The 23,441-nt window shown below is 56.4% G+C and carries 20 protein-coding genes and 1 pseudogene; 17 read left to right on the top strand and 4 right to left on the bottom strand.

The annotated features are described in order from the left end of the window. Positions 1 to 269: 269 nt before the first annotated feature. From PSPTO_RS30600 to PSPTO_RS01505, 3 genes are all read left to right on the top strand, one after another. Positions 270 to 476 (top strand): DUF6538 domain-containing protein, encoded by a 207-nt coding sequence (locus PSPTO_RS30600; RefSeq protein WP_369403324.1) that lies wholly within the window; start codon positions 270 to 272, stop codon positions 474 to 476. 892 nt (positions 477 to 1,368) lie between these two features. Continuing rightward, entirely contained in the window at positions 1,369 to 3,177 is a 1,809-nt protein-coding gene (locus tag PSPTO_RS01510; protein WP_201367524.1) for an HsdM family class I SAM-dependent methyltransferase, read from the top strand. A 182-nt stretch (positions 3,178 to 3,359) separates the two neighbouring features. Then, the gene (locus PSPTO_RS01505; protein WP_011103073.1) at positions 3,360 to 4,442 is read left to right on the top strand and encodes a restriction endonuclease subunit S; all 1,083 of its coding nucleotides are present in this window, start codon (positions 3,360 to 3,362) and stop codon (positions 4,440 to 4,442) included. 627 nt (positions 4,443 to 5,069) lie between these two features. Here the strand turns inward: PSPTO_RS01505 and PSPTO_RS01500 are convergent. Further along, positions 5,070 to 5,360, bottom strand: a pseudogene (locus PSPTO_RS01500) (transposase domain-containing protein); the annotation flags it as partial. Positions 5,361 to 5,661: 301 nt separating this feature from the next. Between PSPTO_RS01500 and PSPTO_RS01495 the strand changes: the two are divergent. The 6 genes from PSPTO_RS01495 to PSPTO_RS01470 all read left to right on the top strand — a co-directional run bounded on the left by PSPTO_RS01495 (position 5,662) and on the right by PSPTO_RS01470 (position 9,650). Beyond that, positions 5,662 to 5,997: a hypothetical protein gene (locus PSPTO_RS01495; RefSeq protein ID WP_005737305.1), complete on the top strand. Its 336-nt coding sequence runs from the start codon at positions 5,662 to 5,664 to the stop codon at positions 5,995 to 5,997. 156 nt (positions 5,998 to 6,153) lie between these two features. Then, a complete protein-coding gene (locus tag PSPTO_RS01490; protein WP_046463854.1) occupies positions 6,154 to 6,918 on the top strand; it encodes a hypothetical protein in 765 nt (254 codons plus the stop codon). Between the two features lie 183 nt (positions 6,919 to 7,101). Beyond that, the gene (locus PSPTO_RS01485) at positions 7,102 to 7,467 is read left to right on the top strand and encodes a histone-like nucleoid-structuring protein, MvaT/MvaU family (RefSeq protein WP_007247160.1); all 366 of its coding nucleotides are present in this window, start codon (positions 7,102 to 7,104) and stop codon (positions 7,465 to 7,467) included. Positions 7,468 to 7,788: 321 nt separating this feature from the next. Beyond that, entirely contained in the window at positions 7,789 to 8,616 is an 828-nt protein-coding gene (locus PSPTO_RS01480) for a M24 family metallopeptidase (protein ID WP_024668184.1), read from the top strand. Between the two features lie 220 nt (positions 8,617 to 8,836). Next, positions 8,837 to 9,193, top strand: coding sequence for a DUF4190 domain-containing protein (locus PSPTO_RS01475; protein ID WP_007247158.1), 357 nt, complete (start codon positions 8,837 to 8,839; stop codon positions 9,191 to 9,193). 16 nt (positions 9,194 to 9,209) lie between these two features. Next, positions 9,210 to 9,650 carry a DUF805 domain-containing protein gene (locus tag PSPTO_RS01470; RefSeq protein WP_011103068.1) on the top strand — a complete coding sequence of 147 codons (441 nt, stop codon included), beginning with the start codon at positions 9,210 to 9,212 and terminating at the stop codon, positions 9,648 to 9,650. Positions 9,651 to 9,762: 112 nt separating this feature from the next. Here PSPTO_RS01470 and PSPTO_RS01465 read toward each other — a convergent pair whose 3' ends face one another. After that, entirely contained in the window at positions 9,763 to 10,251 is a 489-nt protein-coding gene (locus PSPTO_RS01465; protein ID WP_011103067.1) for a hypothetical protein, read from the bottom strand. A gap of 554 nt (positions 10,252 to 10,805) precedes the next feature. Here PSPTO_RS01465 and PSPTO_RS01460 point away from each other — a divergent pair. Together PSPTO_RS01460 and PSPTO_RS01455 are read left to right on the top strand one after the other, a co-directional pair. Further along, the gene (locus PSPTO_RS01460; RefSeq protein WP_003377258.1) at positions 10,806 to 11,480 is read left to right on the top strand and encodes an HAD family hydrolase; all 675 of its coding nucleotides are present in this window, start codon (positions 10,806 to 10,808) and stop codon (positions 11,478 to 11,480) included. A 235-nt stretch (positions 11,481 to 11,715) separates the two neighbouring features. Continuing rightward, entirely contained in the window at positions 11,716 to 12,849 is a 1,134-nt protein-coding gene (locus PSPTO_RS01455; RefSeq protein WP_011103065.1) for an XRE family transcriptional regulator, read from the top strand. A 36-nt stretch (positions 12,850 to 12,885) separates the two neighbouring features. Here the strand turns inward: PSPTO_RS01455 and PSPTO_RS01450 are convergent, their stop codons facing one another. Next, positions 12,886 to 13,140, bottom strand: coding sequence for a hypothetical protein (locus PSPTO_RS01450; RefSeq protein WP_005771123.1), 255 nt, complete (start codon positions 13,138 to 13,140; stop codon positions 12,886 to 12,888). An 83-nt stretch (positions 13,141 to 13,223) separates the two neighbouring features. Further along, positions 13,224 to 13,694, bottom strand: coding sequence for an Lrp/AsnC family transcriptional regulator (locus PSPTO_RS01445; protein WP_005613713.1), 471 nt, complete (start codon positions 13,692 to 13,694; stop codon positions 13,224 to 13,226). Positions 13,695 to 14,173: 479 nt separating this feature from the next. On the opposite strand from PSPTO_RS01445, the gene PSPTO_RS01440 reads away from it, so the two are divergent. From PSPTO_RS01440 to PSPTO_RS01415, 6 genes are all read left to right on the top strand, one after another. After that, positions 14,174 to 15,328, top strand: a complete 1,155-nt coding sequence (locus PSPTO_RS01440) for a cysteine desulfurase family protein (protein ID WP_046463853.1) — start codon at positions 14,174 to 14,176, stop codon at positions 15,326 to 15,328. Between the two features lie 1,197 nt (positions 15,329 to 16,525). Next, the gene (locus PSPTO_RS01435; RefSeq protein ID WP_052746256.1) at positions 16,526 to 17,329 is read left to right on the top strand and encodes an energy transducer TonB; all 804 of its coding nucleotides are present in this window, start codon (positions 16,526 to 16,528) and stop codon (positions 17,327 to 17,329) included. Between the two features lie 50 nt (positions 17,330 to 17,379). Further along, positions 17,380 to 18,087: a MotA/TolQ/ExbB proton channel family protein gene (locus PSPTO_RS01430; RefSeq protein WP_011103062.1), complete on the top strand. Its 708-nt coding sequence runs from the start codon at positions 17,380 to 17,382 to the stop codon at positions 18,085 to 18,087. Continuing rightward, positions 18,087 to 18,488 (top strand): ExbD/TolR family protein, encoded by a 402-nt coding sequence (locus tag PSPTO_RS01425; RefSeq protein ID WP_005739842.1) that lies wholly within the window; start codon positions 18,087 to 18,089, stop codon positions 18,486 to 18,488. Before PSPTO_RS01430 ends, PSPTO_RS01425 begins: the two co-directional genes overlap by 1 nt. A 99-nt stretch (positions 18,489 to 18,587) precedes the next feature. Continuing rightward, complete coding sequence (locus tag PSPTO_RS01420; RefSeq protein WP_044392586.1) at positions 18,588 to 21,413, top strand: TonB-dependent receptor; 2,826 nt, start codon at positions 18,588 to 18,590, stop codon at positions 21,411 to 21,413. 144 nt (positions 21,414 to 21,557) lie between these two features. Further along, positions 21,558 to 23,441 carry an extracellular solute-binding protein gene (locus PSPTO_RS01415; protein WP_046463852.1) on the top strand — a complete coding sequence of 628 codons (1,884 nt, stop codon included), beginning with the start codon at positions 21,558 to 21,560 and terminating at the stop codon, positions 23,439 to 23,441.

The following is a 23,441-nucleotide window of genomic DNA, read 5'->3' as shown; positions in this document are numbered from 1 at the left end:
GTGACAGCAGGGTGACAGCAAAAAACACTATACGGCTACGATTACGCATACACAACCGGACGACAAAGCCCAGCAACACTGGGATCACCCCTGTATTTGCTGACTTAAATTTTGCTCTCCGAAGGCAGGGGTCGTGGGTTCGAATCCCGCCTGGTGCACCATATTTGTTAACTATCTGTCAGATAAGTAGTTCTGGCGGTTAGTAGGTCTTCAAGGCTGGTGGGGCACTGCACAGTGCTTGCAGGTGGTGCATCGCAAAGGTGCCAGTAATGCCGGCCCAACCCTCGCACATCACGATCAACCGCCATCGCACTTACTATTTCCGCATACGCATAATAATAGTAGTACCCAAGCCCGTGCGCGCCGCATTGGGCCTTCAGCGCGAGATTCGCCGCTCTCTCAAAACCGACAGCTTACGGCTAGCGCTTCGCCGCGCCAGGCAATACGCTGCACGCTTAGGTAGAAGCCGTTTTTGACAAGGTGCTAGTTCTGGGTGATCAAAACGATTATGACCTGACAGATGAAGAGTATCAGTCGCTCACCAAAGAGCTGATCAGGCGAGCCATGCCGAACTCTGGGGATCGCACTTAACCGGTCCCGTAGAACCTGAACCAGCTTAGCAAGTCGGCTTTCACGGATGACGAATGGCGCCAGCTAGAAGAGAAGCAAAGGCGCGATTATATTGCACAAGTATTGACCGGCTTCGCCAAAAGAGATGTGCCTGAGAGCCAGCAGGAGCTCGCAGAGCAGCTTTACGCAGCGGGACTCATCTGCCACCACGTGAGTTTGTGCGGCTGCTGCCTAAGCTCATAGACAAGCTGGTGCTGAGCCACCTTCCAAGAACAGTACAGCCAACGCCCCGGTAATGATCTAGGCAGCGCCCTTGCCGGCTGACTCAACAATATTCGAGCTGTAGGGACTCCTACGCAAATCGGGTATTCGGCTTAACAAAAAGAAATCAGTCAGTGCTCAAAATGATGAGCACGGACATGCATGCAGGCTCAACATCTTGAGTGGGGAACGAACCCTTTTTCTCGCTTAGCCTTGAAGCGATCAATTAGCTATATCTGCAATCTTCACAAGTAAAAACTGTGCGTGGGGCCAAAATCCCAGCACCAGACGCCCCAGTCGAATCAATCCTCGCCAATCCCGCTCCTCAAGGTGCAGTTGCAGCCGGACGCATCTCCTAGCTCGTCGGTCACAGCCGATCGCTACCAGATTTCGTCAGAGACTCGCACTTGAGCGTGTAATGCGTTCAAAATCTTAAGCTGTATGCCCAGCGCCCATCCTACAGATGCAGCCCTAGCAAGAATACGAGGGGCAAGACTTTTGTTATAGTTCGCATTTTTTCCGAGCATGGGCGTGGATATGGGCAACGAGAAGGCCACCGATCAATTTGTACGTGACCTGCTGCGCGACATCGGCGTAACAAAACCGTGGGAGCAGGACGGCGGACCTAAATGGAAGCGTGCTGCTCTCTCCGGAGGATCCAAGTCGAAAACTGCTAAGGGTGAAGGCAAGCCCGAGTTTGTATTCGTCATCGATGACTTTATCGTGATAGTCGAGGACAAGAAGGAAGCACGTTTCACCCGCTTTCCAGCGGAAGGTCAGGTGACCATCGAGCATCCATACAAGCAGGATTACGCACTCAATGGCGCAGTACATTATGCGACCGTAATGCTGCGCAACGGCGTGCCATACAAGAAAGGTATCTTCGCTGTTGGCATTGGTGGTGAAGAGCACCACCATGAGATTGCCGTGGCTTATGTAGGGCCCGGCCAGATTAAGATGCTTGAAGACCTCGACAACCTTGACGTGTTCGGAGCGGAGTCAATTGGCGAGTATCATTCAGTCGCGGTACTAGGAAACAAGCCCCAGGCGGAGATTCGGCTCGACACAGTGAAAGCTGCTGCCTCGCGCCTGCATGAGGGAATGCGCAACTACGGTTCAGTTGAGAACGACCGCAAAGCACCGCTCGTTTCTGCAATTTTGCTGGCACTGGAGAAGCCGGGCTTCAGTATCGAAGAACTGAAAGGCTCTTACGATCAGGTTCTGCCGGATGATTGGGATGGTTCGAGGATCTACAAGGCAGCACATGCCTACATGATCTCGAAAGGTTTCGGACCGCAGCAAAAGATCGGAACGCTACTCGACCAGTTCGCATTCATTGAAAAATCACCGGCGCTGAACCGTGTACACAAAGAGCTGGGGATGACTCCCCTTAAGTGGTTCGCTCAGATTCTTAAGTCGGACGTGCAGAAGGTTGTGACCGACCCTTCGATGAGCTCATTCGACGTGCTTGGTAATTTCTATCACGAGTTCATTTCGTACGGAGGTGGCGACGGCAACACCCTCGGCATCGTCCTTACTCCGGAACACATCACAGCACTCATGAGTGCGCTGATAGACGTCGGCGCTAGCGATTGGGTCCTTGACCCGACAGCTGGTACCGCGTCGTTCCTCATTTCTGCGATGCACCGGATGTTTAAAGACGCCGGGGACGACGAGGATATGAAGGAGGACATCCGTACGAACAGGCTCCACGGTATAGAGCTTCAGGACAAACTGTTCGCCATCGGGGCTACAAACATGATTTTGCGCGGCGACGGTAAAGCTAATTTCCGCCGCGACTCAATTTTCGAGGCTCCGTTACATGAGATGCGTGGTGACAAGCGCGGCACTGGAGAGGCTTGGATTCCAGGACACGGCTTTACGAAAGTACTGCTAAATCCGCCATATTCGCAGGCAAAGGACAAAACGACGCGCCACCTATCTGAGTTAGCGTTCATAGATAGAGCACTGGAGTTTTTGAATATAGGGGGCCGTCTCGCAGCGATCGTTCCGCAGTCGACAATGGTTGGGAAAACGTCAGAGGACAAGGACCGAAAGGTTTCGATTCTCAAAAGGCACACACTCGATGCTGTAATTACGCTGAATGGTGAGACCTTCGCCGATTCAGGTGTCGGGGTGCATCCAGTAATCGTGCTGTTCACAGCAGGACGCCCTCATCCGTCATACGCAAAGGTGAAGTTCATTAACTTCCAACATGATGGGTATAAGGTGCAAATGCACCGAGGTCTCACCGACGATGGCACGGCTGCCTCCCGACGTAAGCACCTGCTTGAAGTCTTAAGAGGTGATGCTGTCGATGATACTCGGTTTATCGTGCGCTCGTAGGTTACAGCGCAGGATGAGTGGCAGCACTCCTATTTCTACTTCAATGACCAGCCCCCAACTGTCGAAGACTTCATGAAGACAATTGCAGACTATGTAACTTGGCAGGTAGACACACACGCCCACGGCAACGGCGATTTGATTACTGCCTCTTTAGATACATCGCAGCACGATGGAGCTGGCTCGTGAATGCATTCGATGAGCTGGTATTTGCCCCAATGTATGTAACCAGCGTCGACGGGCGTCAGGCAGGAGTCTTCCATGCGCATAAAGGGCGGCGGTTGATTGCGGCGCACAGGAAAGCTGGAACAACTCCATTCGTAGGCGCGTCGAGGGTAAACAATAGCATTACCGGTTTTGCCGACACTCCCGCACTCTTTCCTGGAGGATGGATAACATTGATCTACAACGGCGACGGAGGAACTGGTCACGCGAAGTATCAACCAGCTCCATTTAACGCCTCTGATGACGTCATCGCTCTCGAACCGATATCGAAACAGGCTACCGAACCAGCCTTGCTGCTGATCGCGAGCATGCTCACGCTGCAATGCGTTCCGAAATTTGGGTTCGGCTATAAGTTGACCTTACATCGCCTTGATCGTCAAAAAATCATGATTCCCGTGCTTACCAATGCCGATGGCGAGCAGGTCGTTAACTGGAGCGGATTGACGCGCCATGGCAAGAGACTGTTAAACGAAGCAAAGACCAGGGCCCGGGCCGTTCGTGAATTGACCTCAACTGCGAAGCCGAAACTTCCCGAGCTGAACTACATGCCGATGTTTATCACAGATGTGTTTGAGTCAATGAATGCAGCTGGCAAATGGTTCGATTTTGCAAAGGCTTGCTTGTCTGGAAAACCGTTTGCCCCGTATATTGCGCGCTCGGGAGGCGGAAATGGGGTGGGATCATTTGTCCCGCATCAAGGGTTCGCCCCACCCAATGCCGGAAACGCCATCACAATCGGAGTTTCCACTTCGACCGTGTTTTATCAACCCGTACCCTTCTACACCAGCAAAGAGATCCAGGTCCTTCGGCACCATAAGCTTACGGCTGACAGCGGGCTTATTCTTGTCGCGCTACTTCGAGAGCAAATGGGCAAATTTCAATGGGGTAACGGAGCATCTTTGGAGCGGCTTAAAGCCACCCGGATCATGGTGCCAGCGATGGTTGGAGCCGACGGTGAGGATGTGGTGGATTGGGATGGTTTGAGCCGCTACGGGCGCGCACTTCGCGCCCGGGTAGAGCTTGCAATAAATGCGGTATTGTAAAAAATGGGAAAGCCGGTTGTGTCATATCAGACCGGCGCCAAAGGAACAGGCGTAAAATGGCATCAGTCGAGACAGCCCCCTCATGACTATCGCAACGCTTGCGCTGACGCCACCGCCAGAGAGTTGATCGTGAGACTCGACGTGAAATTGGTGGCAGTGGTACTGAAAGCAACGGATCAGAAATTTATTCAGATGTTAACTGTCTCCCTCTGACCGCTAATCACTGACAGCAGAGGGTTCCAACCTGTGCTGAAAGATAAATGACGCTTACCTCACCGACACTAGACGAACATCAGCTAAGCCCAGCCGTGTAACCAGCATGAAAATTGCCCTCGCATCACAATCAGAGAAGTATGCAAGTTTGATAGTGGCACGACCATTTGTCGAACACCATCAAATAACTATTTTAAATAGCTATCTGATTTAGTTGTCAGTATCCGTCCGGCCAAGGCATCTACCCAACCCCGCAAAGCTCAGACATGGTGTGCAACTAAATCTAGGGAAGCTCTGAAGTAGGCATCGATCTTTGATGCCCTCGTGGCCTGATGTTCAAAAAATCTCGCTCGACCAGATAATCACACTTTTCCGTTTTTAATTGTATCCGTCAGAGCATCCCGTCTTGCGTAATTAAACCGGTTTCCAGTTATGCGGCAGTAAGTGGCCAGTCTCACTCGACCGATGCGTCGGCAGGTGCGTGAGAACATCTTTCAGGTACGCATACGGGTCATGGCCGTTGAACCGCGCAGACTGGGTCAAACTCATGATCGCAGCCGCCCGCTTCCCGCTGCGCAGTGAACCTGCGAAAAGCCAGTTCTTACGACCAAGCCCCCATAGCAGCATCTGGTTCTCGGCCCAATTATTATCTATGGGTGCGGCACCGTCATTGAGGTAGCGCGACAGCGCTGCCCAGCGTCTCAGGCAGCTCTGGCCGGGTGATCCGGGAAACAGCGCTGACCGTCAAACAGCCACCTGATGAGCCCAAAAAGTAGATCGCGAGCACGAGCAGTAGCCAGGGCTTTTTATTCCCACATATATGCCCGCAAAAACCGAAGACTAGTAGACCTAACAGATATGAGCCTGCCGGCCTCCAGTTCAAACGACGTCTGGGCATGTGAGAGCGCCTTGGTACCACTCTAAAAAAACACCTAAACCACAACCCCAACGAGTAAAGTACCGCCGCCCGAGACGTGGATCCGGGGTTTTTCCATGGAGTTTTACCTTGAAGTCATTTAGCAAAGTCGTAGCCGCTGCAGTATGTGGTCTGGTTCTGGCGGGTTGCACCGGCACCCCTATGAAAACTCAGCAATACGACAGCAACCAGTACACCGTCGTTGGCCACAGTGAAGCAAGCGCCACCGGCCTGATGCTGTTCGGTTTGATCCCGATTCGTCAGAACGACCGTTTTGTTCGCGCGCAGAACAGCGCTATCCAGGCCAAGGGTGGCGATGCGCTGATCAATACCCAAGTGCAGGAGAAGTGGTTCTGGGCCTGGGTCCTGAACGGCTATACCACCACCGTCTCTGGTGACGTGATCAAGCTGAAAACCGCTAAATAAGCGCCGCTCGGTTTCAGAAAGCCCGGTTCGCCGGGCTTTTCTGTTTCTGGCCATTGGTGGATGCGCAGTGGGGCGGTGGTGTAAGAGCAGACACGCATCGTTGCCAACGGCTAAAAGGTTTAGCATCCAGCCCACCTCCAGATGTGAAGTTTCTGCATGACGGCCTTCTACCTCAAGTTACTCATCACCCCCGCGCTCATGCTGGCCATTTCGTTGGCGGCCAGGCGCTGGGGCACTGGCGTGGCGGGGCTTCTTTCTGGTCTGCCGATGACTTCGGCGCTGGTCATGCTGTTTCTCAGCCTTGAGCAGGGCGCCGTATTCGCGTCGATGGCGGTGCCCGGGGCGTTGGCGGGGCTGGCGGCGATTCAGGCGACTTATCTGTTTTACTTTCTGGTTACTCGACGCGTTTCAGCGGTGGCGGGATGCGTGCTGGCCTTGGCGCTGTATGGCGCAACGGCCTTTTTGATGAACCTGTCGGGATCGCTGGCGCTGTCGATCTTGTTCACGCTGCTGATGGTTGCGTTGATCATCGTTGCCACCTCGAAACAGACGCCGCCGGCCGCAGCGCCCTACGTTGCACTGCCGCGCTGGGTTATTCCGATGCGAATGTTGACGGCCACCCTTCTGCTGCTGGCGATTACCGCAAGTGCTACCTGGCTTGGGCCTGTGGTCAGTGGGCTGCTGGCGCCGATCCCGGTGATTGCCTGGCCGCTTGCCGTGTTCGTCCACGTTCAAGGCGGGCGTTATGAGTTGGCGGCGATAATCCGGGGCAATGCCATTGGCGCTGTCGGGGTGCTGAGCTTTTACCTGACCCTCAGGTATTCCTTGCTGCAATGGGGCGCGCTTCTGTCTATCACCACTGCCGTTTTGTTGGCTGTTGTGGTGACGGCTGTGTTGGCGCGGTTGTTGGCAAAGCGATAGTGCTCATAATTGCCTCCAAGGCGACTTCGACTAAAGCCAGCCAGATACAAACACTGACGACAAAGCGACTAGAACGGCAATGGTGCACACCGGAATCCAACCGCTTCTTTGAAAAATAAGCTGAACTTGTATCAGGTGCCGTCCCTCTCAATAACTACGCGCACCTATTATGAGGAAAACATAATGTCAAAACTCGCAGAATTCCGTCAGCTGGAAAAACACCTCGCCGAGCAGCTCCAGGCACTGGAAGCCATGAAAGGTAATGAGGGCCTGAAGAAGGAAATCGAGTTCGAAACCAAGCTGCGCAAGCTGCTTGAACACTACGGCTTCAGCCTGAAGCACATCGTCAACCTGTTGGAGCCACAGGGTTCGGCCAGTCGCCAGACATCTGAAAAGCCTGCAGGCACACGCAAACCACGCGAGCTCAAGGTGTACAAAAATCCGAAGACTGGCGAAGTGATCGAAACCAAGGGTGGGAATCACAGAGGTTTGAAGGAGTGGAAGGCAGAGCATGGCAGTGATGTTGTTGAGGGGTGGTTGAAGAAGTAAGGTTGCTTCAACTGGAAAAGGGCTCTGAGGGGCCTTTTTTGGTTTACGCGCTTCACTGAAATTAACGGTCTTGGTTGTAACTCGCAGTCTCGTGGCAACACGCACAAGATTTGTGTTTCTCTGCCCCCTTCAGTCACAACCTGCTTTCGGCCAGATGCGCGCTCTCGCCATCCAGGGATGTGGTGTTTTCGTACCATCTCTGGAAGCAGTATTTTCAAAGCGAACGAATCCTTATAATGGTGCCGTAAGATTATCTATCAAGGCCTGCCCGCCAAGGAATTAAGTTTGAGAAGCGTAGGGATATTGTTGTTGCTCTATTGCATGAATGGTTTCGCCATAGAGTCGTCGCTCGAGCATTATGCCGACGCTAATCGCGCCCGTGCCGCAGGCATCACTCAACTGGAAAGCTCGACAATTCTTGCCGAGGAGGCGCGGCTCGCGCCGTTGGCCAGTGACCTTTTACTCAGCGTCAAGCCAATGATCCGTGAGGGCGGCAGCGGTGCTGCGATTCAAAGCTACGTGTTGACGCAATTCGAACGCTACGGCTGGCTGCCTATGCTGGTGGGCTATAAAGGCTATACAGCGGCGGTGCCGGTGTCGGTGAATAACCAAGTGGGTAACGTGCAGCCTACTGATACGCCATTCCCGGACGCAGCCTTGGTCAAAGTAGAGTTGGTTGCCGCATCGACCCAAGCCCATGTCGCCCAGGTTTGGACATTTGCCACACCTAACGCCACACAACAGCAGCGTCAATTGCTGGCAACGGCCCGCAGCGCGTTGCGCAGTGGCATTGATCAGGTTTGTGCTGGCGAGCGGTTATTCAATGTGGGCCAGGCCATCCAAAAGGTGCTTGATGCCAATCAGGCGGTCGCGATTCATGAATTGTCAGGTTACGCCATGGGACAGGCGCGAATTCAGAAACCTCAGGTGCTGGGTTACAAGGGCAACATAAACGATGACACCCTCATGCTACCCGGGCAGGTACTGAACGTTTATGTGATCGCTAAGGCGGGCGCGTTCGGGGTGCGATTCCAGCCGCCTGATTTTTGGACCATCCTCACTCAGGACGGTGCGGACAGCGTCATGCTGTCGGCAATGGTGGAGGTTACAGCTGACGGGCACCGACTGCTGAGTAGATTGGTAGACTAATTACTGTTAGCCAAGTAGTGGAGGATAGGCACGGAATACGCCAACGAGTCTGTCGAAAGTTATGCCTTCAGGGATTTTGGCACCTCAAAAACGTCGTGCAGTCGCCATATTCATAAATTAAATTAACTAATTCTTGGCAATGCCACCATTTTGCCCCAAAATTTCCCGGCGTCTAAACGCTTGCTGGTAGCCTGAAAGCTACTCGATATAAGGAAATACAATGGCGATGGTCTTCTGTCGTGGCTGCGCGAAGGAAATACATGAAACGGCGCTCAACTGCCCGCAATGTGGCGCTAGCCAGTTCCCCGCAACCCCTGTGAAACAGCTACAAGAGAATGGCTCTCCGTGGATGGCTATCACCTCACTGGTGCTGGGCATTCTCTGCTCGCTGGCATTGTTTGACGATGGCGAATGGGATCTGGAAACCATCGTCGGGCTCGGCATGTGCTCGGTGGCCGGACTGGCTCTGGGTATCGTCAGCATCAATAAAAAGATGCCTGGATACGGAATAGCGATCGCTGGCACTGTCTTGTCAGCCGTATCGCTACTGGTATTTTTTGGATTAATCGTTAACTGATTTAGGGAAGAATGAAATGGTATTTTGTCGTGGTTGTGCAAAGGAAATCAGTGACGACGCTGGCACGTGCCCGCACTGCGGGGCACCGCAGCTGATTATTTCGTCAGCAAGTGCCAACAAAGAGGCTCCCGCATCAGGGAACTGGTATTTCGAAGTTCTGAAGAAATATGCGGTGTTCACCGGTCGCGCTCGCAGAAAAGAATACTGGATGTTCTTTCTGTTCAACGTCTTGATCTCGATAGTCATCGGCGTTATCGGTGGGCTCGTGGGAGATGGCGGTATACTCGCCAACCTGTACTCCCTGGCCGTATTGGTCCCGGGTATTGCAGTGGGTGTCCGCAGGCTGCACGACACAGATCGTAGCGGCTGGTGGTTGCTGGTGCCGATTGCCAACCTGGTGTTCCTGGTTCAGGAAGGTCATGCAGGCCCTAATCGTTTCGGCCCAAGCCCGAAATAAATGCTGCGTGAAGATGTGGTCGACTGACCACATCTTCAAAAGGCTTTTTCAGGTTAAGCGCAATTAATGTCTACGGGCCTGGCACACTCGCGATCGTGAGCCCAAGTGCCAGTCAAGGCCGAGTAACCGTCACCTCAACATCCAGTACATGTCCCGAACCCGAGTAGTGGTCAAGGGTGATGGCTTCACCCACATTCCCTTTCTTGGGCGATAGTGCAATCAACTGCGACCAGAACTTAGGCAGTTGGTAATCACTGGCGCCGTACTTGACTGTTTTCATCCGATCAATACCTACAAAAGAAAGCTCGCCGGTAATCCGTACCGTCCCTTCAGGCTTGACCAGTCGCGGTGTGATTTTGCCGCTCAGGCCTAACGCTCGCGTTTTCTTACGCTCTACGCCTTTTGTGACGCTGGTGACATATTCAATCGAATCGTGCTCCGTGTAGATGACCTGCTTTCCGCTTTCCACGTAGTCGATCTGGACAGGCAAAGCCTTACCGTCCACTTTTACATTGGTGGATACTTTCAACTGCTCAGCAGCTTGGGCCAGTGAGGCGGAAAGGACGGTGAGGGCCAAAACCAAAAGCGTTGTTCTCTTCATGAGGATTGTCTACTTGTCGAAGGGGGCCGCGTCCGGATGATCGGCTACGCATTAGTTATGTGTGGGTTGCTAAGCGATCGAATGCAGGAGCGATTATCGGGGTTCAATCATAAAAGATCTGAAACTTTATGCTTGATGAAATCCTGAAGAAACGGATGCCTTCGAAATTGCTGATAAATTCAAGCCAGAAACAAAAAACCCACCGTGAGGTGGGCTCTTCATGAGTCACTATCGTATGTCCGTGGGTGGAGGCTTTCGCCCTCGTTTCCCTGGGCCAGCGGATTTACCATACGGATAGTCGCAGTTATCGTCAACGCGGCTCCCCTATCATCCGGCAAACCTGCCTCCCGCCCAAAAGATCGAACCCCCAACCCATCAAGCACTCGAAAACGTGTGACCTCAAAACTCGACCCTTTTCCCTCCGTCTGGCATCGCCGTATTTAAAGCCTTGGCTAAGCCCTGGGATCGCTGCATTTCCGACACCGACGCTCACGTGTCGCCGAAGGCTTCAGACCTCGCCAGACGGCCAACCCGAATTGAAAAAGAGTAACCCTATGAGACCCCAAACCTCCTTCATCTTCGACCTCGACGGCACCCTGACCGACAGCGTCTACCAAAACGTCGCTGCCTGGAAAGAAGCACTGGACGCAGAAAATATCCCGCTCGCGATGTGGCGTATCCATCGCAAGATCGGCATGAGCGGCGGGCTGATGTTGAAGTCGTTGTCGCGTGAAACCGGCATGAGCATTACCGATGAGCAAGCCGAGCGGCTCAGCGAAAAGCATGCGCAGGCGTACGAGCGGTTGCAGCATCAGATCATTGCGCTGCCGGGTGCGGTCGAGTTGCTTGAGACGCTCGACAAGGAGAACCTCAAGTGGTGCATCGCCACGAGCGGCGGGATTGATACGGCGACGATCAATCTGAAGGCGCTGAAGCTGGACATCAATAAGATCAACATTGTTACGCGCGATGACGTGAGTTACGGCAAGCCGGACCCGGACCTGTTCCTGGCGGCGGCGAAGAAGATCGGCGCTCCGATTGATGAATGCCTGGTGATCGGCGATGCGATCTGGGACATGCTGGCGGCGCGTCGCTGCAAGGCGACCGGCGTCGGCCTGCTTTCGGGTGGCTATGACATCGGCGAGCTTGAGCGGGCGGGTGCCTTGAGGGTGTACGAGGACCCGCTGGATCTGCTGAATCATCTGGACGAGATTGCTTCACGTCCTTGAATGCTTGGCTGGAATAGTGAATGAGGTAACTATTTACCTACACGCTACGGATTATCAGGTTCATCATTGCGCTCATAACCCAACGCTGCTGTCGTTGACCGTGACGGTGCCAGCCCATAATGTACGAGCATGTGCCGCGCTCTGCGGTGCGTGATATCGCCAAGGAGAAGGCAATGCCTGACAGCCCGCGCATGGATCAGCTCGAGACAGCCTTCTCTGACGTTCCGAATTCGCCATGAGCCAAGCCGCATTTGTTAATCCAAGCATCCTCACGTGGTCCCGAGAACGTGCGGGGCTTTCTGCTGCACAGGTCGCTAGAAAGCTGCCCGTAAAGCCTGAGCGGGTCGAGGAATGGGAATCGGGCGAGGCAAGGCCAACCTTTCTGCAAGCCCAAAAATGGGCAAGCGTCGCGCACGTTCCTTTCGGCTTCCTGTTCCTGCTTCAGCCTCCTGTTGAGCAGCTTCCGCTGCCAGACCTGCGCACGGTCGGTAACTCGGCGCCATTGCGGCCGAGTCTGGAGCTTTTGGACACAGTAAAAGACGCGATCCGCAAACAGGACTGGTATCTGGAATACCTCCATGTGCAGGAGCGTCAGCCTCTTCCATTCGTGGGTCGCTTTGACAGCCGGACGCCGGTGAAGACGGTTGTGAGCGATATTCGGCAAACCCTGGGCGTCGATCCGGAAAAATCCCGCCTCGATTACGATAAATACAGCCGCGCGCTGATTGATGCTGCCGAAGTGGCTGGCGTGCTTGTCATGCGCAGTGGCATTGCGCTGGGCAACACACACCGGAAACTGGAAGTCAGTGAATTTCGAGGCTTCGCCATCAGTAACCCACTGGCACCGGTGGTGTTCATCAACAGCTCTGATGCTCCAACAGCTCGGCTATTCACGTTGATGCATGAACTCGCTCATATCTGGATTGGCAGCAGCGGCGTTTCTGATGCAGGTACTGCTAACGGTCGAGAGGAAGAGCGATTCTGTAATGCTGTGGCAGGTGAGTTTCTTGTGCCCGAAGCGCTTTTTCGTACCGTATGGAGCGCCAGTATTGAGTGGGAAAGTAATCTGGCCACGCTCGCCACGCGGTTCCATGTCAGCAAACTTGTCATTGGTCGACGCGCGATGGACCTGGGCTACGTAACGCAAGAACAGTACGGCGCGTATTACCAGAAGATCCTGAAAGCATTCCGGGACGAGAAAGGCGGGGCTGAGGATTACTACCGCAATGCAACGGCCAAAAACAGTACGCGTTTGAGTAAGGCTGTATTGACCGAAACCCTGAGTGGCCGGATGCTGCTGCGTGAAGCAGGCAATCTGCTCGGCGTACAGCCTGCCAAGTTAAGAACGCTGGCCGCTGAACACCTTTGAGCTGCTACATCACCTGAACGCCATATTCGTTCTGCCTCACCCCGGCGAAACACCGCCGCCCTCATCCGCCACGATGTCCGGATCATCCGAATACACTTCCGGCTCGTCGTCTTCGTAGGCCTCATCTTCTTCTGTACGCGCCTTCACTTCGTCGCCCTTTTTCGCGCCGGCGCCGGGTTTGTTGGCGTTCATGGCAAGGACCGGGTCGGCTTCGCGGTCGTATTGGCCGAGCCTGGCGCTGGCGGGATCTTCTTTGGGTACGGTGTTGGTGAGTATGGGATCGGTCGTCATGTCAGCCACCTTTTTCATTTGCCAAAGAAAGTGGACGTGGCGCGGGGCTGAGGGTTCGATTCAATTGATGAGCGTGGCGGTGCTTATCCGCCGAACGATGCGTATTGCAGCGGCAGGCCGGTGGTGAATTTGATCTGCTCCATGGCAAAGCTGGAGCTGACGTCGCTGATGCCGGGGATGCTGATCAGCTGTTTGTAGACGGCGTCGTACCCTGCGATATCGGCTACGACGATGCGCAGCATGTAGTCAGTGTCTCCGGCCATGCGGTAGCACTCGACGACCTCGGGCAGTTCGCCGACGGCGGCGTGAAACTTTTCGAGCCAGGCGGCGTTGTGCTGGTTGGTGCGGATGGCGGCGAAGACGCTGACCGAGACGTTCAACTGCTGCGGATTGAGCAGTGCGACGCGGCGGTCGATAATGCCCGACTCTTCCAGCTTCTGGATTCTGCGCCAGCACGCGGTGCTGCCCAGGCCGATGCGCTCGGCAATGTCGGCGACAGAGCGTGTGCAGTCGGTTTGCAGGATGTCGAGGATTGCCCGGTCGAATTTGTCCATGGGGGGTTCCTGAGTGAAGTCGGGGCAGATGCTGATCGTTTCTCGCGTTCTGCGCAGGGCCTTTACGTGTACATAAATATCGTGGGGGCGACCGGGGCGGCGATCTGCGTTGTTCGCGAAGACTGTGGTTCAGGCGATACATTTTCAGAGAATGTACCGGCCCTTTCGCGAACAAGTTCGCTCCCACGCCCTGCGGGCAGAAGCCTGGCAGCGCCGTATTCAGAGCTCATCGCGACTTGCATAACCCCGAGTGTGGAGCGTGAGAAACGAGAGGTGTCTGGCTATAAGATTGCACGCCTGACAGCATCCTAGAATTTTTAATCGCATTAATCCAATCAGAATCGAATAATTTTTCGCATTCGTCGCCAATCTCCGGGTAAATATCAAAAAATTTTCGCCTCTTGATCAGTAACCTTTCACATCATCAGCCTTGCGAGGCTAACCCCTGATTCTGACCCGATCACGAAGTGAATTTGCCCATGACCACACCTGCTCTTTATCTGGATTACGCCGCTACCACGCCTGTTGATGAACAGGTCATCGAAGCCATGGTGGCCTGTATGGGCCGCGAAGGTCATTTCGGTAATCCGGCGTCCAGCGGGCACGGGTATGGGCAGGTTGCACGGCAGGCGGTCGAGCTGGCACGGCGTCAGGTGGCCGATGCGGTGGGTGCGCCTGCGGATACTATCGTCTGGACGTCCGGCGCCACGGAGTCCAACAACCTGGCGATCAAGGGCATCGCTCATGACAGCAGCGCGCAGCGCCGGCACATCATTACCAGTGTTCTGGAACACAAGGCGGTGCTTGATACCGTCAGCACGCTGGAGCGTCAGGGCTTTCCGGTTACCTGGTTGAAACCGGACGCCCAAGGCCTGATCCAGCCGCAGGCGGTTCAGGCTGCGCTGCGCGAAGACACGCTGCTGGTGTCGCTGATGCTGGTGAACAACGAGCTGGGCACGCTGACTGATATCGCCCGTATTGGCGCTATCGTGCGCGAACACGGCGCGCTGTTTCATGTGGATGCGGCGCAGGCGGTGGGCAAGGTGAAGGTTGATCTGGCGAGCCTCGCTGTAGACCTGATGTCCTTTTCCGCGCACAAGGCGTATGGCCCCAAAGGCATCGGCGCGCTGTATGTAGGCCCGCGTGCTCATTCGCTGTTACAGGCGCAAATCCACGGCGGCGGGCACGAGGGCGGTTTTCGGTCGGGCACGCTGGCGACGCATCAGATCGTCGGCATGGGCACCGCCTTTGCGTTGGCGATCAGCCAGGCAGAAGCTGAAAATCGTCGCATCGAAGAACTGAGCTGTCATTTGCGTGAAGGCCTGCTGGCCCTGCCGGACGTGCAACTCAATGGCAGCCCTGAGCAGCGCATCCCGCACACGCTCAACCTGTGTATCACCCGCAGCGGCTTCACAAGCTCGCAGTTGTCTCACAACCTGGCGGTGTCCTCGACGTCTGCGTGCAACTCGGCGAGCAATGCGCCTTCGCATGTACTGCTTGCCCTGGGCATGGACTCCACGAAAGCGCTCGCCAGCGTACGCGTCAGCCTGGGCCGCTACACCACGCAGGCGGATGTCGAGCGTGCTGTTGAAGTGTTCAGCAAAGCCCTCAGCGCTCCCGCTGCATTCTGGTAATTTTCAACGCCTCCCAAGCCGCCCTGCCAACGGGCGGCTTCCTGCCTTTCTTCCACTCCCACTAAAACCTTCTGCCTTGCATCCCGCCACTTGCAGCCCGCAACTAAAGAAAATGTACCCCTCCAGATACAAAAAGACACAAATTGGCACAGTTCTTTCAAGTGGAACGGTCGTGCCATAAACCAATGGTGCACGCTGCAGTCAAGGGGTGCCCACACGCACCAAATGCAGTCCACGGGCGCGAGAGCGTCCACAAACAGTGCAGGCGTCGGATCACAAGTCTTGCGCCTCACCAGGAAAGGAATCTGGCTGTGCCCTACCCGTACCGTGTCACATCACCATTGCGCTGGCCGCTTACCCCTTGGGTATCACCTGCCCTCGACGCTGCACGCCCGGTCGCAGCGCCTTTGCCCGGCCCTGCGCGCTGCTTCATGACCGCTTTGCATTTCTGGACCTGAGACATTTTGCGCTCAACGTTGCCTGTTCTGATGATTAATCAGCGCCTTGCGAAACTGTGCGCGCGATATAAGAAAAACGTACCGGCTTATCATTAACTGACACTTAACATACACCCGTTGTCCGACAATTTTTTCTAGCCAGTTCCATTTGGCCACTCTTTTTATGACGGCCTTTATTTCATTAGCGGTTACCTGCATTACCCACCACGAGCATTAGGAGCATCCTTTTTGAGCGACTGACCAACTAACGCACCAACTTGATCCCCGCCACACAGTATTGGTGCATCAAGCAAAGTGACTTGCACGTCACGCTTTTCGAACTCGTCTGCTCAAGCAGAGGGTGTTTAGTCACGCGCTGTTTTTTATGACGTGTCATTCGAGTGAGTGCTTTTCACGCCCATGAAATCGGGATTCGATAAATAGTTACACGAATGCGACACCCGTTCTGAACCAAGGCTTACCGCCCTTACGTTCTGGCACAGCGGTTGCAATGTAGCTTTTAAGGAACATGGATGTACGTACCCGTACATCACGATAAGAAGACAAGGATCAGCAATGCCAGCGCCCTGATGTAGAACTCGTTTTCCCTGTTTGAGCCTGTGCGCACGCACAGGCTTAGTGGCGTCATGCACCTGATCAATGTGCGGATATCCAGCATTCGAATATTCACGAAATATTCGAACGGACTCTTATTGCCCTTCAACTACCCGAGGGAGCGTTAATGAATGATGCGGTAATAATGAAAGCAGTGCCCGGCCCATCGCCCGATATAACACCTACGGCGTGGCAGGGCATTCCTTTCACGGCCAATACGTCACGCCCGGGCGGCCTTAACAAGCCGCAAGTCATGGTATTGATTGCTGCGTCGGTACTTATTCACGGTGTGATCTGGTGGTACATGCAAACGGCGCAGCCAGCACTGCCCGAAGTTGCACCACAGGTTCCGGAAATGACCATTGAACTGACCAGCCCGACACCGCCGGCGCCGGAACCGCCGCCACCCGAGCCACCACCTCCGCCTCCCCCGCCGCCGCCACCCGAACCGGAACAACCGGTCGAGGATCCGGACGCCGTGGAGCCGCCGCCCAAGCCGATCGAAAAGCCGAAGGTCGAGAAGCCCAAGCCGGTCAAGAAGCCTGAACCGGTGAAAAAGCCGACGCCGCCCGCGCCAACGCCTGCTGCCGCACCGAGCCCGCCTGCGCCGCCAACACCTGCGCCCGCGCCTGCTGCCCCTGCTGCGCCGCCTGCACCGGCCAAGGAAAGTGCGGCTGTTTCCGGGCTCGCCAGCCTGGGCAATCCGCCACCGGAGTATCCGGGGCTGGCCTTGCGCCGCAGTTGGGAAGGTCGCGTGATTCTGCGCATCAAGGTGCTGCCCAACGGCCGCGCTGGTTCGGTCGAGGTGACCAAATCCAGCGGCAAACCGGCACTAGACGATGCCGCCGTGGAGGCCGTGCGCAACTGGAAGTTTATCCCGGCCAAACGTGGCGATACGCCGATAGAAGGCTTCGCGACGCAGACCATCGACTTCAAGCTGCCGGAATGATCCGGCCCATGACAACCGACAATTCATTTAAAGCTGGTGAGGTTTAAACCATGAACGCATCGCTCTCTTCCATGATCGTCCCCGCCGTACTCTGGGCATTGATTGTGTTTTCCGTGTTGAGTTGGGCCCTGTTGCTGATCAAGTCGGCGCAGTACGTCCGCCAGAAGTCGCAGAACAAACAGTTCACCAAAGCGTTCTGGAGCGCGCCGGATTTGCTCACCGCCGCCGAGCACTCTGCGCAATACCCTGGGGCGCTGGCGCGTATTGCCAACAGCGGTTTCGAGGCAATGGCAGTCGATGAGTCGCCACGCACCACGCAACAACTGGCGCACACCATCAACCGCTCGGACCGCCTGGAGCGCAACCTGCGCCAGCAGATTCAAAAAGAGCGTCGTGCGCTGGAAAGCGGCCAGGCCATTCTCGCCAGTATCGGCTCCACCGCGCCCTTCATCGGCCTGTTCGGTACGGTCTGGGGGATCATGGAAGCGCTGCAAAGCATCGGTCTGACCGGTTCGGCCAGCCTTGAAGCGGTCGCCGGCCCCATCGGTCACGCACTGGTTGCGACCGGCGTGGGTATCGCTGTCGCCGTGCCGGCGGTGCTGATCTACAACTTCTTTCTGCGCCGCCTCAAGCTCGCCGTGGCCGACATGGATGACTTCGCCCACGATTTCGACGCCCTCGCCCAGCGCAGCGCCTTCGCCGTGACCCGTCAGCCCATCGCCAGCAAGAATGGCCATGCCGTTCGGGAGGCCAGCTAATGTCTTTCTCCACTCAGGACAACGACGAAGTACTCAGCGAAATGAACGTCACGCCGCTGGTGGACGTGATGCTCGTGCTGCTGGTGGTGTTCATCGTCACCACGCCGCTGATGACCAACGCGATCAAGGTCAACCTGCCCAAGACCGACTCGGTCGCGCCCGCCGAGAAGAAAAATCCGGTGGTGGTCAGCGTCGATCAGGACGGCAAGTTCTACCTCGCCAAATCGGAAATCGCCCCGGAGCTGCTGGAAAAAAGCCTGCAGGACGAGAAAGCCAAGGACCCGGAAATCCGCGTTCAACTACAGGCCGACACCGCCGTGAACTATGGCCAGGTAGCCAAGGCGATGGCGTCCATTGAGCGCTCCGGTATTACCAAAATATCCGTCATGACGGCGAAATGACCCGAACGTGATCTGAGGGCTTCGCCTGGCGAAGTCCTCTGACCCGACTCCCGTGAATGCGGTCGTCCGTGGGCTGAAAAGCTCCTGGAGGGGAGCGGCTTGCTGGAAAACGAAGAAGTGGAATACCCGCTCGGCACAACCGCGTCGGGAACAGAGGGCTCACAAGGCCATTTCAATAATGTCTGGACCAAGTCGGAACTAACCATGCTGATGAATCTTCCCGGTAGCACCCTCAAACCACTGGCCCTCGCGGTCCGGCGTCATCCACGTGCCCTGCTCTGTGCATTGGCCATGGGCATGAGCGGTGCCCAGGCGGCTGAAGCCGTCGATGCAGACACCAGCGGCTCGGCCGTGTCCTCCAGTGCAGCGGTTGTGCCTGCCACAACCCAGTTGCAACGTGTTGAAGTGACCGGTTCGGCGATCCGCCGGGTCGATGCCGAAACGGCAGTGCCGATTACCATCCTGCGCGCCGACGACCTGAAGAAACAGGGCGTGACCACCACTCAGGAAATGGTCCAGCGCATCACCGGCAGCCAGTCGATCAACAACAGCGCAGGCTCGGTCGGAGCCGGAACAGGGGGAGCCTCCTTTGCTGACATGCGCGGCATCGGCGCAAACAAGACGCTGGTCCTGCTCAACGGCCGACGCCTGGCTAATAACGCCTTGTCCGGCGTGGGCACGCCCAATGGCAGCGCCATCGACCTGAACATGATCCCGTTCGCCGCCATTGACCGCGTGGAAGTGCTGCGTGACGGTGCCTCGGCGCTTTACGGCACCGACGCCATCGGCGGTGTAATCAACTTCATCACCAAAAAATCCCTGACCGACGGCAGCCTGACCCTGGGCGGCGAGACACCGACCGCCAGCGGTGGCGGTGCAACCAAAGACATGAGCGCCAGTTGGGGCTTTGGCGATCTGGAGCAAGACCGCTTCAACGTCATGGGTGTCTTCAACTACAACAAGCAGCAAAACCTGGACGCCAACGATCGCTCGTTTGCCAAAGATTACGTGCCAGGACGCGGTCTGAACCAGACCTCCGGTACGGCTTATCCCGGCAATTACTTCCAAGGTGACAACTCCGCCAACCCGCTGGGCAGAAACTGCGGTGGCGCCAACCTGATTGCCAGCAACGGTATCTGCCGCTTCAGTACCCGCGAATACATCGATCTGATTCCGCAGACCGAAAAGACCTCGTTCTTTGGCAAGGCCACCGGCAAGCTGGCAGACGATCACAACGTCAGCCTCGAATACTTCTGGGCCCGTAACAACAACCATACCGATATCGGGCCAGCGCCCTTGACTGGCCTTTCTCTGGACTCATCGTCGCCTTTTTACCCCGGCAACGGCATTACCCCGGCACCGACCGACTTCACCCTCGACCCGACCCAACCCATCAGCACTGCCTGGCGAGAAACGGCGGCCGGGCCACGCGGGTCCAGCGATCAGAACACCAGCCAGCGTTTTCTGCTGAATTTCGACGGTTTGGTGGGCGGCTGGGATTACAACGTCGGGGCCTCCTACAACCAGAACAAAGTCTTGTCATCGCTCACCAACGGGTACATCAGCGACGCTGCAATGCTCAACGGCCTGGCCAATGGCACCCTTAACCCGTTCGGCCCGCAAACCACTGCCGGTCAGGCACTGATCGACGCGAGCGAATATCACGGCCAGTATTCCAGCGCTGTTGGCCGGGTCGCAGGCCTCGATGCGCGCATCAGCCGGGAAATCGGCGACTGGTTCGGCGCAGGTCCTGCCGGCATTGCGCTGGGCGGTGAATACCGCAAAGAGAAAATGCATCAGGAGTACGAAGCTTACGTCAACGACATCAGCAGTCTGGGCGCAGATGCCGCAGGCAGCGTCGAAGGCGACAGGAGCGTCAAGGCGCAATACGCCGAACTGAACGTCCCTGTGCTGGACAGCCTGGAGCTGACCGCCGCGGTTCGTCACGACAAATACAGCGACTTCGGCAGCACCACCAACCCGAAATACTCCTTCCGCTACCAGCCGTTCAAGCAACTGGTGGTCCGTGGTGCCTACAGCGAAGGCTTCCGCGCACCGTCGCTCTATGAACTGTATGCACCGCGCAGCACGACCTTTACGCAGGGCTATTACAACGACCCGGTTCTGTGTGCCGGAGGTGTCGTCCAGCCTGGTGGCAACGCCGGTCGTGATTGCCAGCAGCAGTTCCTCAACAATGGCGGAGGCAACACCGAGCTGGCCCCGGAAAAAGCCCGCAACATGACCCTGGGCTTCGTCTATCAGCCGGTCAGCAACCTGTCGATGGGCCTGGATTTCTGGTGGATTCATATTTCCAACCAGATCCAGGCGTTCCCCGAGTCGACTGTGTTCGATGACCCGAACACCTACGCTGACCGCTACGTGCGTGCCGCCGACGGTTCGATTGCCAATATCGTCACCGGTAACGCCAACCTGGGTATCGTCAAGACCAGCGGCGTCGACGTAACGCTCGACTACCGCTTTCCGAATACGCCGTACGGCCAGTTCGGCCTGGGCATGACTGGCACCTATGTGACGCGTTATGACTTCCAGAACATCATCGACGGCCCGTACACCGACAAGGTCGGCGACTTCCAGGGCGATGGCGTGATCTCACGCTGGAAACACGTACTGACCGGCACCTGGGCACTGGGCGACACCCGCGCCTCCCTCACCAATCGCTTCACCAGCGGTTACAACGACTACGACCGCACCACCAATGCGCGGGTCGCGTCGTACGCGCTGTGGGACATGTCGGTGGGTCATACCTTCGACAAGGTGCTGGATATCGATGCCGGGGTACGCAACATGTTCGACCGCAACCCGCCGTTCTCCAACCAGGCCTACAACTTCCAGTCCGGCTATGACCCTCGTTACGCCGACCCGTTGGGCCGGACCCTGTTCGCACGCGCGACTTACCACTTCTGAGTGTGACGACATGGCCCATACATGCTCCGTGGGCCACGTCAGATTGCGAGCTCGCCCCCTCCGGCCCAGGCTTCATCCACCTTCCCCGGCCGGGGGCTTTTTCGCGACTCATTGTCATTCAGTGCGTACGAGGAAAGCCCCACCATGTTGCGTCATACCCGTTTGTTGCAGCGCCTGATTCTGGGTGTTGCGCTATTGAGTGGCTGGCAGGTCACGCAGGCCGCGCCGACCCACGCCTTGACTGTCTACGGCGAGGCACCCAAATACCCGGCTGGCTTTCAGCACTTCGACTACGTCAACCCGAACGCTCCCAAAGGCGGTTCACTGACGCGCTCGGCGGAAGAAATCGGCCAGTTCAACTACCTCAATCCTTATGTCGATCAGGGCATCAATGTGCGGGAGGTCGATAGCTGGGTTTATTCACCCTTGGCCTATCGCTCGCTGGATGAGCCGTACACCGTTTATGGCTTGATCGCGGAAAAGATGGAGATGGACCCGAACGGTCTGTGGATTCGTTTTTTCCTCAACCCCAAGGCACGTTTCGAGGACGGCAAGCCCGTCACTGCGCAAGACGTGCGCTACACCTTCGAGCTGATGACCACCAAGGCCAGCTTCAGCTATCGCCCCATGTTCGCCGACGTCAAAGAGGTGATCATCGAGGGGCCGCTACAGATTCGCTTCGACTTCAAGAACAACCTCAACCGCATGCTGGCGCTGGACATTGCCAGCCTGCACATCCTGCCGGAGCACTGGTGGAAGAGCCGCGACTTCGCCAACGGCGGCGGTTTCGAGCCGCCGCTGGGCAACGGGCCTTACCGGGTCGCCAAGGTCGATGCCGGGCGCAGCGTGGCCTTTGAACGGGTCAAGGACTGGTGGGGCAAGGACCTGCCGGTCAGCCGTGGCCTGTACAACTTCGACAGCCTGACCGTGAACTACTACGGCGACACCGAAATCGCCCGGCAACTGCTGCAGGCCGGGGCCTTCGACTATAACCGGGAGTTTTCCTCCTCAGGTTTCGTGGTCGGTTACAGCGGCCCGGCGATTGACGACGGGCGTCTGCAAAAAAACATCTTCGCCCAACAACGCCCGGTCGCCGCGCAGGGTTTTGTGTTCAATCTGGACAACCCGATCTTCAAGGACCGCCGCGTGCGTGAAGCGCTGTCATTGCTGTGGGACTTCGACTGGATCAACCGCCGGGTCATGCGCAATTTCTACGTGCGCGAGCAGAGCTACTTTCCGAAAAGCGACATGGCCGCCACCGCGCTGCCGACGCCCGCCGAACTGAAGATTCTCGAACCATTGCGCGCTCAGGTGCCGGACGAGGTGTTCACTACGGTGTATCAACCGCCTAAAACCGATGGCAGTGGTTACATCCGTGACAAACAGTTGCAGGCCCTCAAACTGCTGGCCGAGGCCGGCTGGCACCCCAAAGACAACAAGCTGGTCAACGCGGCGGGCGAGCCGATGGTGTTCAGTTTTCTCGACGGTCAGGGCGGTTTCGACCGACTGATTCTGCCCTTCAAACGCACCCTGGCGCAGATCGGCATCACCCTGGATTTTTTGCGCATCGATTCGGCGCAGTACATCAACCGGCTCAATGCACGGGACTACGACATGATCGTGGTGACATTGCCGAAAAACGGCAACCCGATCATTTCTCCAGGCCGCGAACTGTACAACCTGTACGGCTCGCAAAGCGCCACGGAGGTGGGCAGTTCCAACGCGATGGTGCTGCGCAACCCGGCAGTGGACACGCTGATCGACGGGCTGGTGAGCGCCAACACGCGCAACGACATGGTGACCTATGCCCGCGCGCTGGATCGGGTCCTGCAATGGGGCTACTACATGATTCCCAATTACTACTCCAAAGGCACGCCGCTGGTGTTCGCCAACCGTTTTGGCATGCCTGCGGTGGCGCCGATTTACGACGTGGGCCTGGAAACCTGGTGGCAGATCAGCCCGACCCCGCTGACCAATGCTCAGGCTGCTGCGCTTGCCGGCAAGACCACCGCTGCGAAGGAGCATTGA

Source organism: Pseudomonas syringae pv. tomato str. DC3000 (genome assembly GCF_000007805.1).
GTDB classification, from domain to species: domain Bacteria; phylum Pseudomonadota; class Gammaproteobacteria; order Pseudomonadales; family Pseudomonadaceae; genus Aquipseudomonas; species Aquipseudomonas avellanae.
This window is presented reverse-complemented; position numbering and strand designations above follow the sequence as displayed.

Coding starts and splice junctions, on each gene's coding strand:
- PSPTO_RS01425 (WP_005739842.1), top strand. CDS start 18,087: ATGTCTTTCTCCACTCAGGACAACGACGAAGTACTCAGCGAAATGAAC.
- PSPTO_RS01455 (WP_011103065.1), top strand. CDS start 11,716: ATGAGCCAAGCCGCATTTGTTAATCCAAGCATCCTCACGTGGTCCCGA.
- PSPTO_RS01445 (WP_005613713.1), bottom strand. CDS start 13,694: ATGGACAAATTCGACCGGGCAATCCTCGACATCCTGCAAACCGACTGC.
- PSPTO_RS01510 (WP_201367524.1), top strand. CDS start 1,369: ATGGGCAACGAGAAGGCCACCGATCAATTTGTACGTGACCTGCTGCGC.
- PSPTO_RS01430 (WP_011103062.1), top strand. CDS start 17,380: ATGAACGCATCGCTCTCTTCCATGATCGTCCCCGCCGTACTCTGGGCA.
- PSPTO_RS01450 (WP_005771123.1), bottom strand. CDS start 13,140: ATGACGACCGATCCCATACTCACCAACACCGTACCCAAAGAAGATCCC.
- PSPTO_RS01435 (WP_052746256.1), top strand. CDS start 16,526: ATGAAAGCAGTGCCCGGCCCATCGCCCGATATAACACCTACGGCGTGG.
- PSPTO_RS01490 (WP_046463854.1), top strand. CDS start 6,154: ATGACGGCCTTCTACCTCAAGTTACTCATCACCCCCGCGCTCATGCTG.
- PSPTO_RS30600 (WP_369403324.1), top strand. CDS start 270: ATGCCGGCCCAACCCTCGCACATCACGATCAACCGCCATCGCACTTAC.
- PSPTO_RS01465 (WP_011103067.1), bottom strand. CDS start 10,251: ATGAAGAGAACAACGCTTTTGGTTTTGGCCCTCACCGTCCTTTCCGCC.
- PSPTO_RS01460 (WP_003377258.1), top strand. CDS start 10,806: ATGAGACCCCAAACCTCCTTCATCTTCGACCTCGACGGCACCCTGACC.
- PSPTO_RS01475 (WP_007247158.1), top strand. CDS start 8,837: ATGGCGATGGTCTTCTGTCGTGGCTGCGCGAAGGAAATACATGAAACG.
- PSPTO_RS01440 (WP_046463853.1), top strand. CDS start 14,174: ATGACCACACCTGCTCTTTATCTGGATTACGCCGCTACCACGCCTGTT.
- PSPTO_RS01470 (WP_011103068.1), top strand. CDS start 9,210: ATGGTATTTTGTCGTGGTTGTGCAAAGGAAATCAGTGACGACGCTGGC.
- PSPTO_RS01480 (WP_024668184.1), top strand. CDS start 7,789: ATGAATGGTTTCGCCATAGAGTCGTCGCTCGAGCATTATGCCGACGCT.
- PSPTO_RS01485 (WP_007247160.1), top strand. CDS start 7,102: ATGTCAAAACTCGCAGAATTCCGTCAGCTGGAAAAACACCTCGCCGAG.
- PSPTO_RS01415 (WP_046463852.1), top strand. CDS start 21,558: ATGTTGCGTCATACCCGTTTGTTGCAGCGCCTGATTCTGGGTGTTGCG.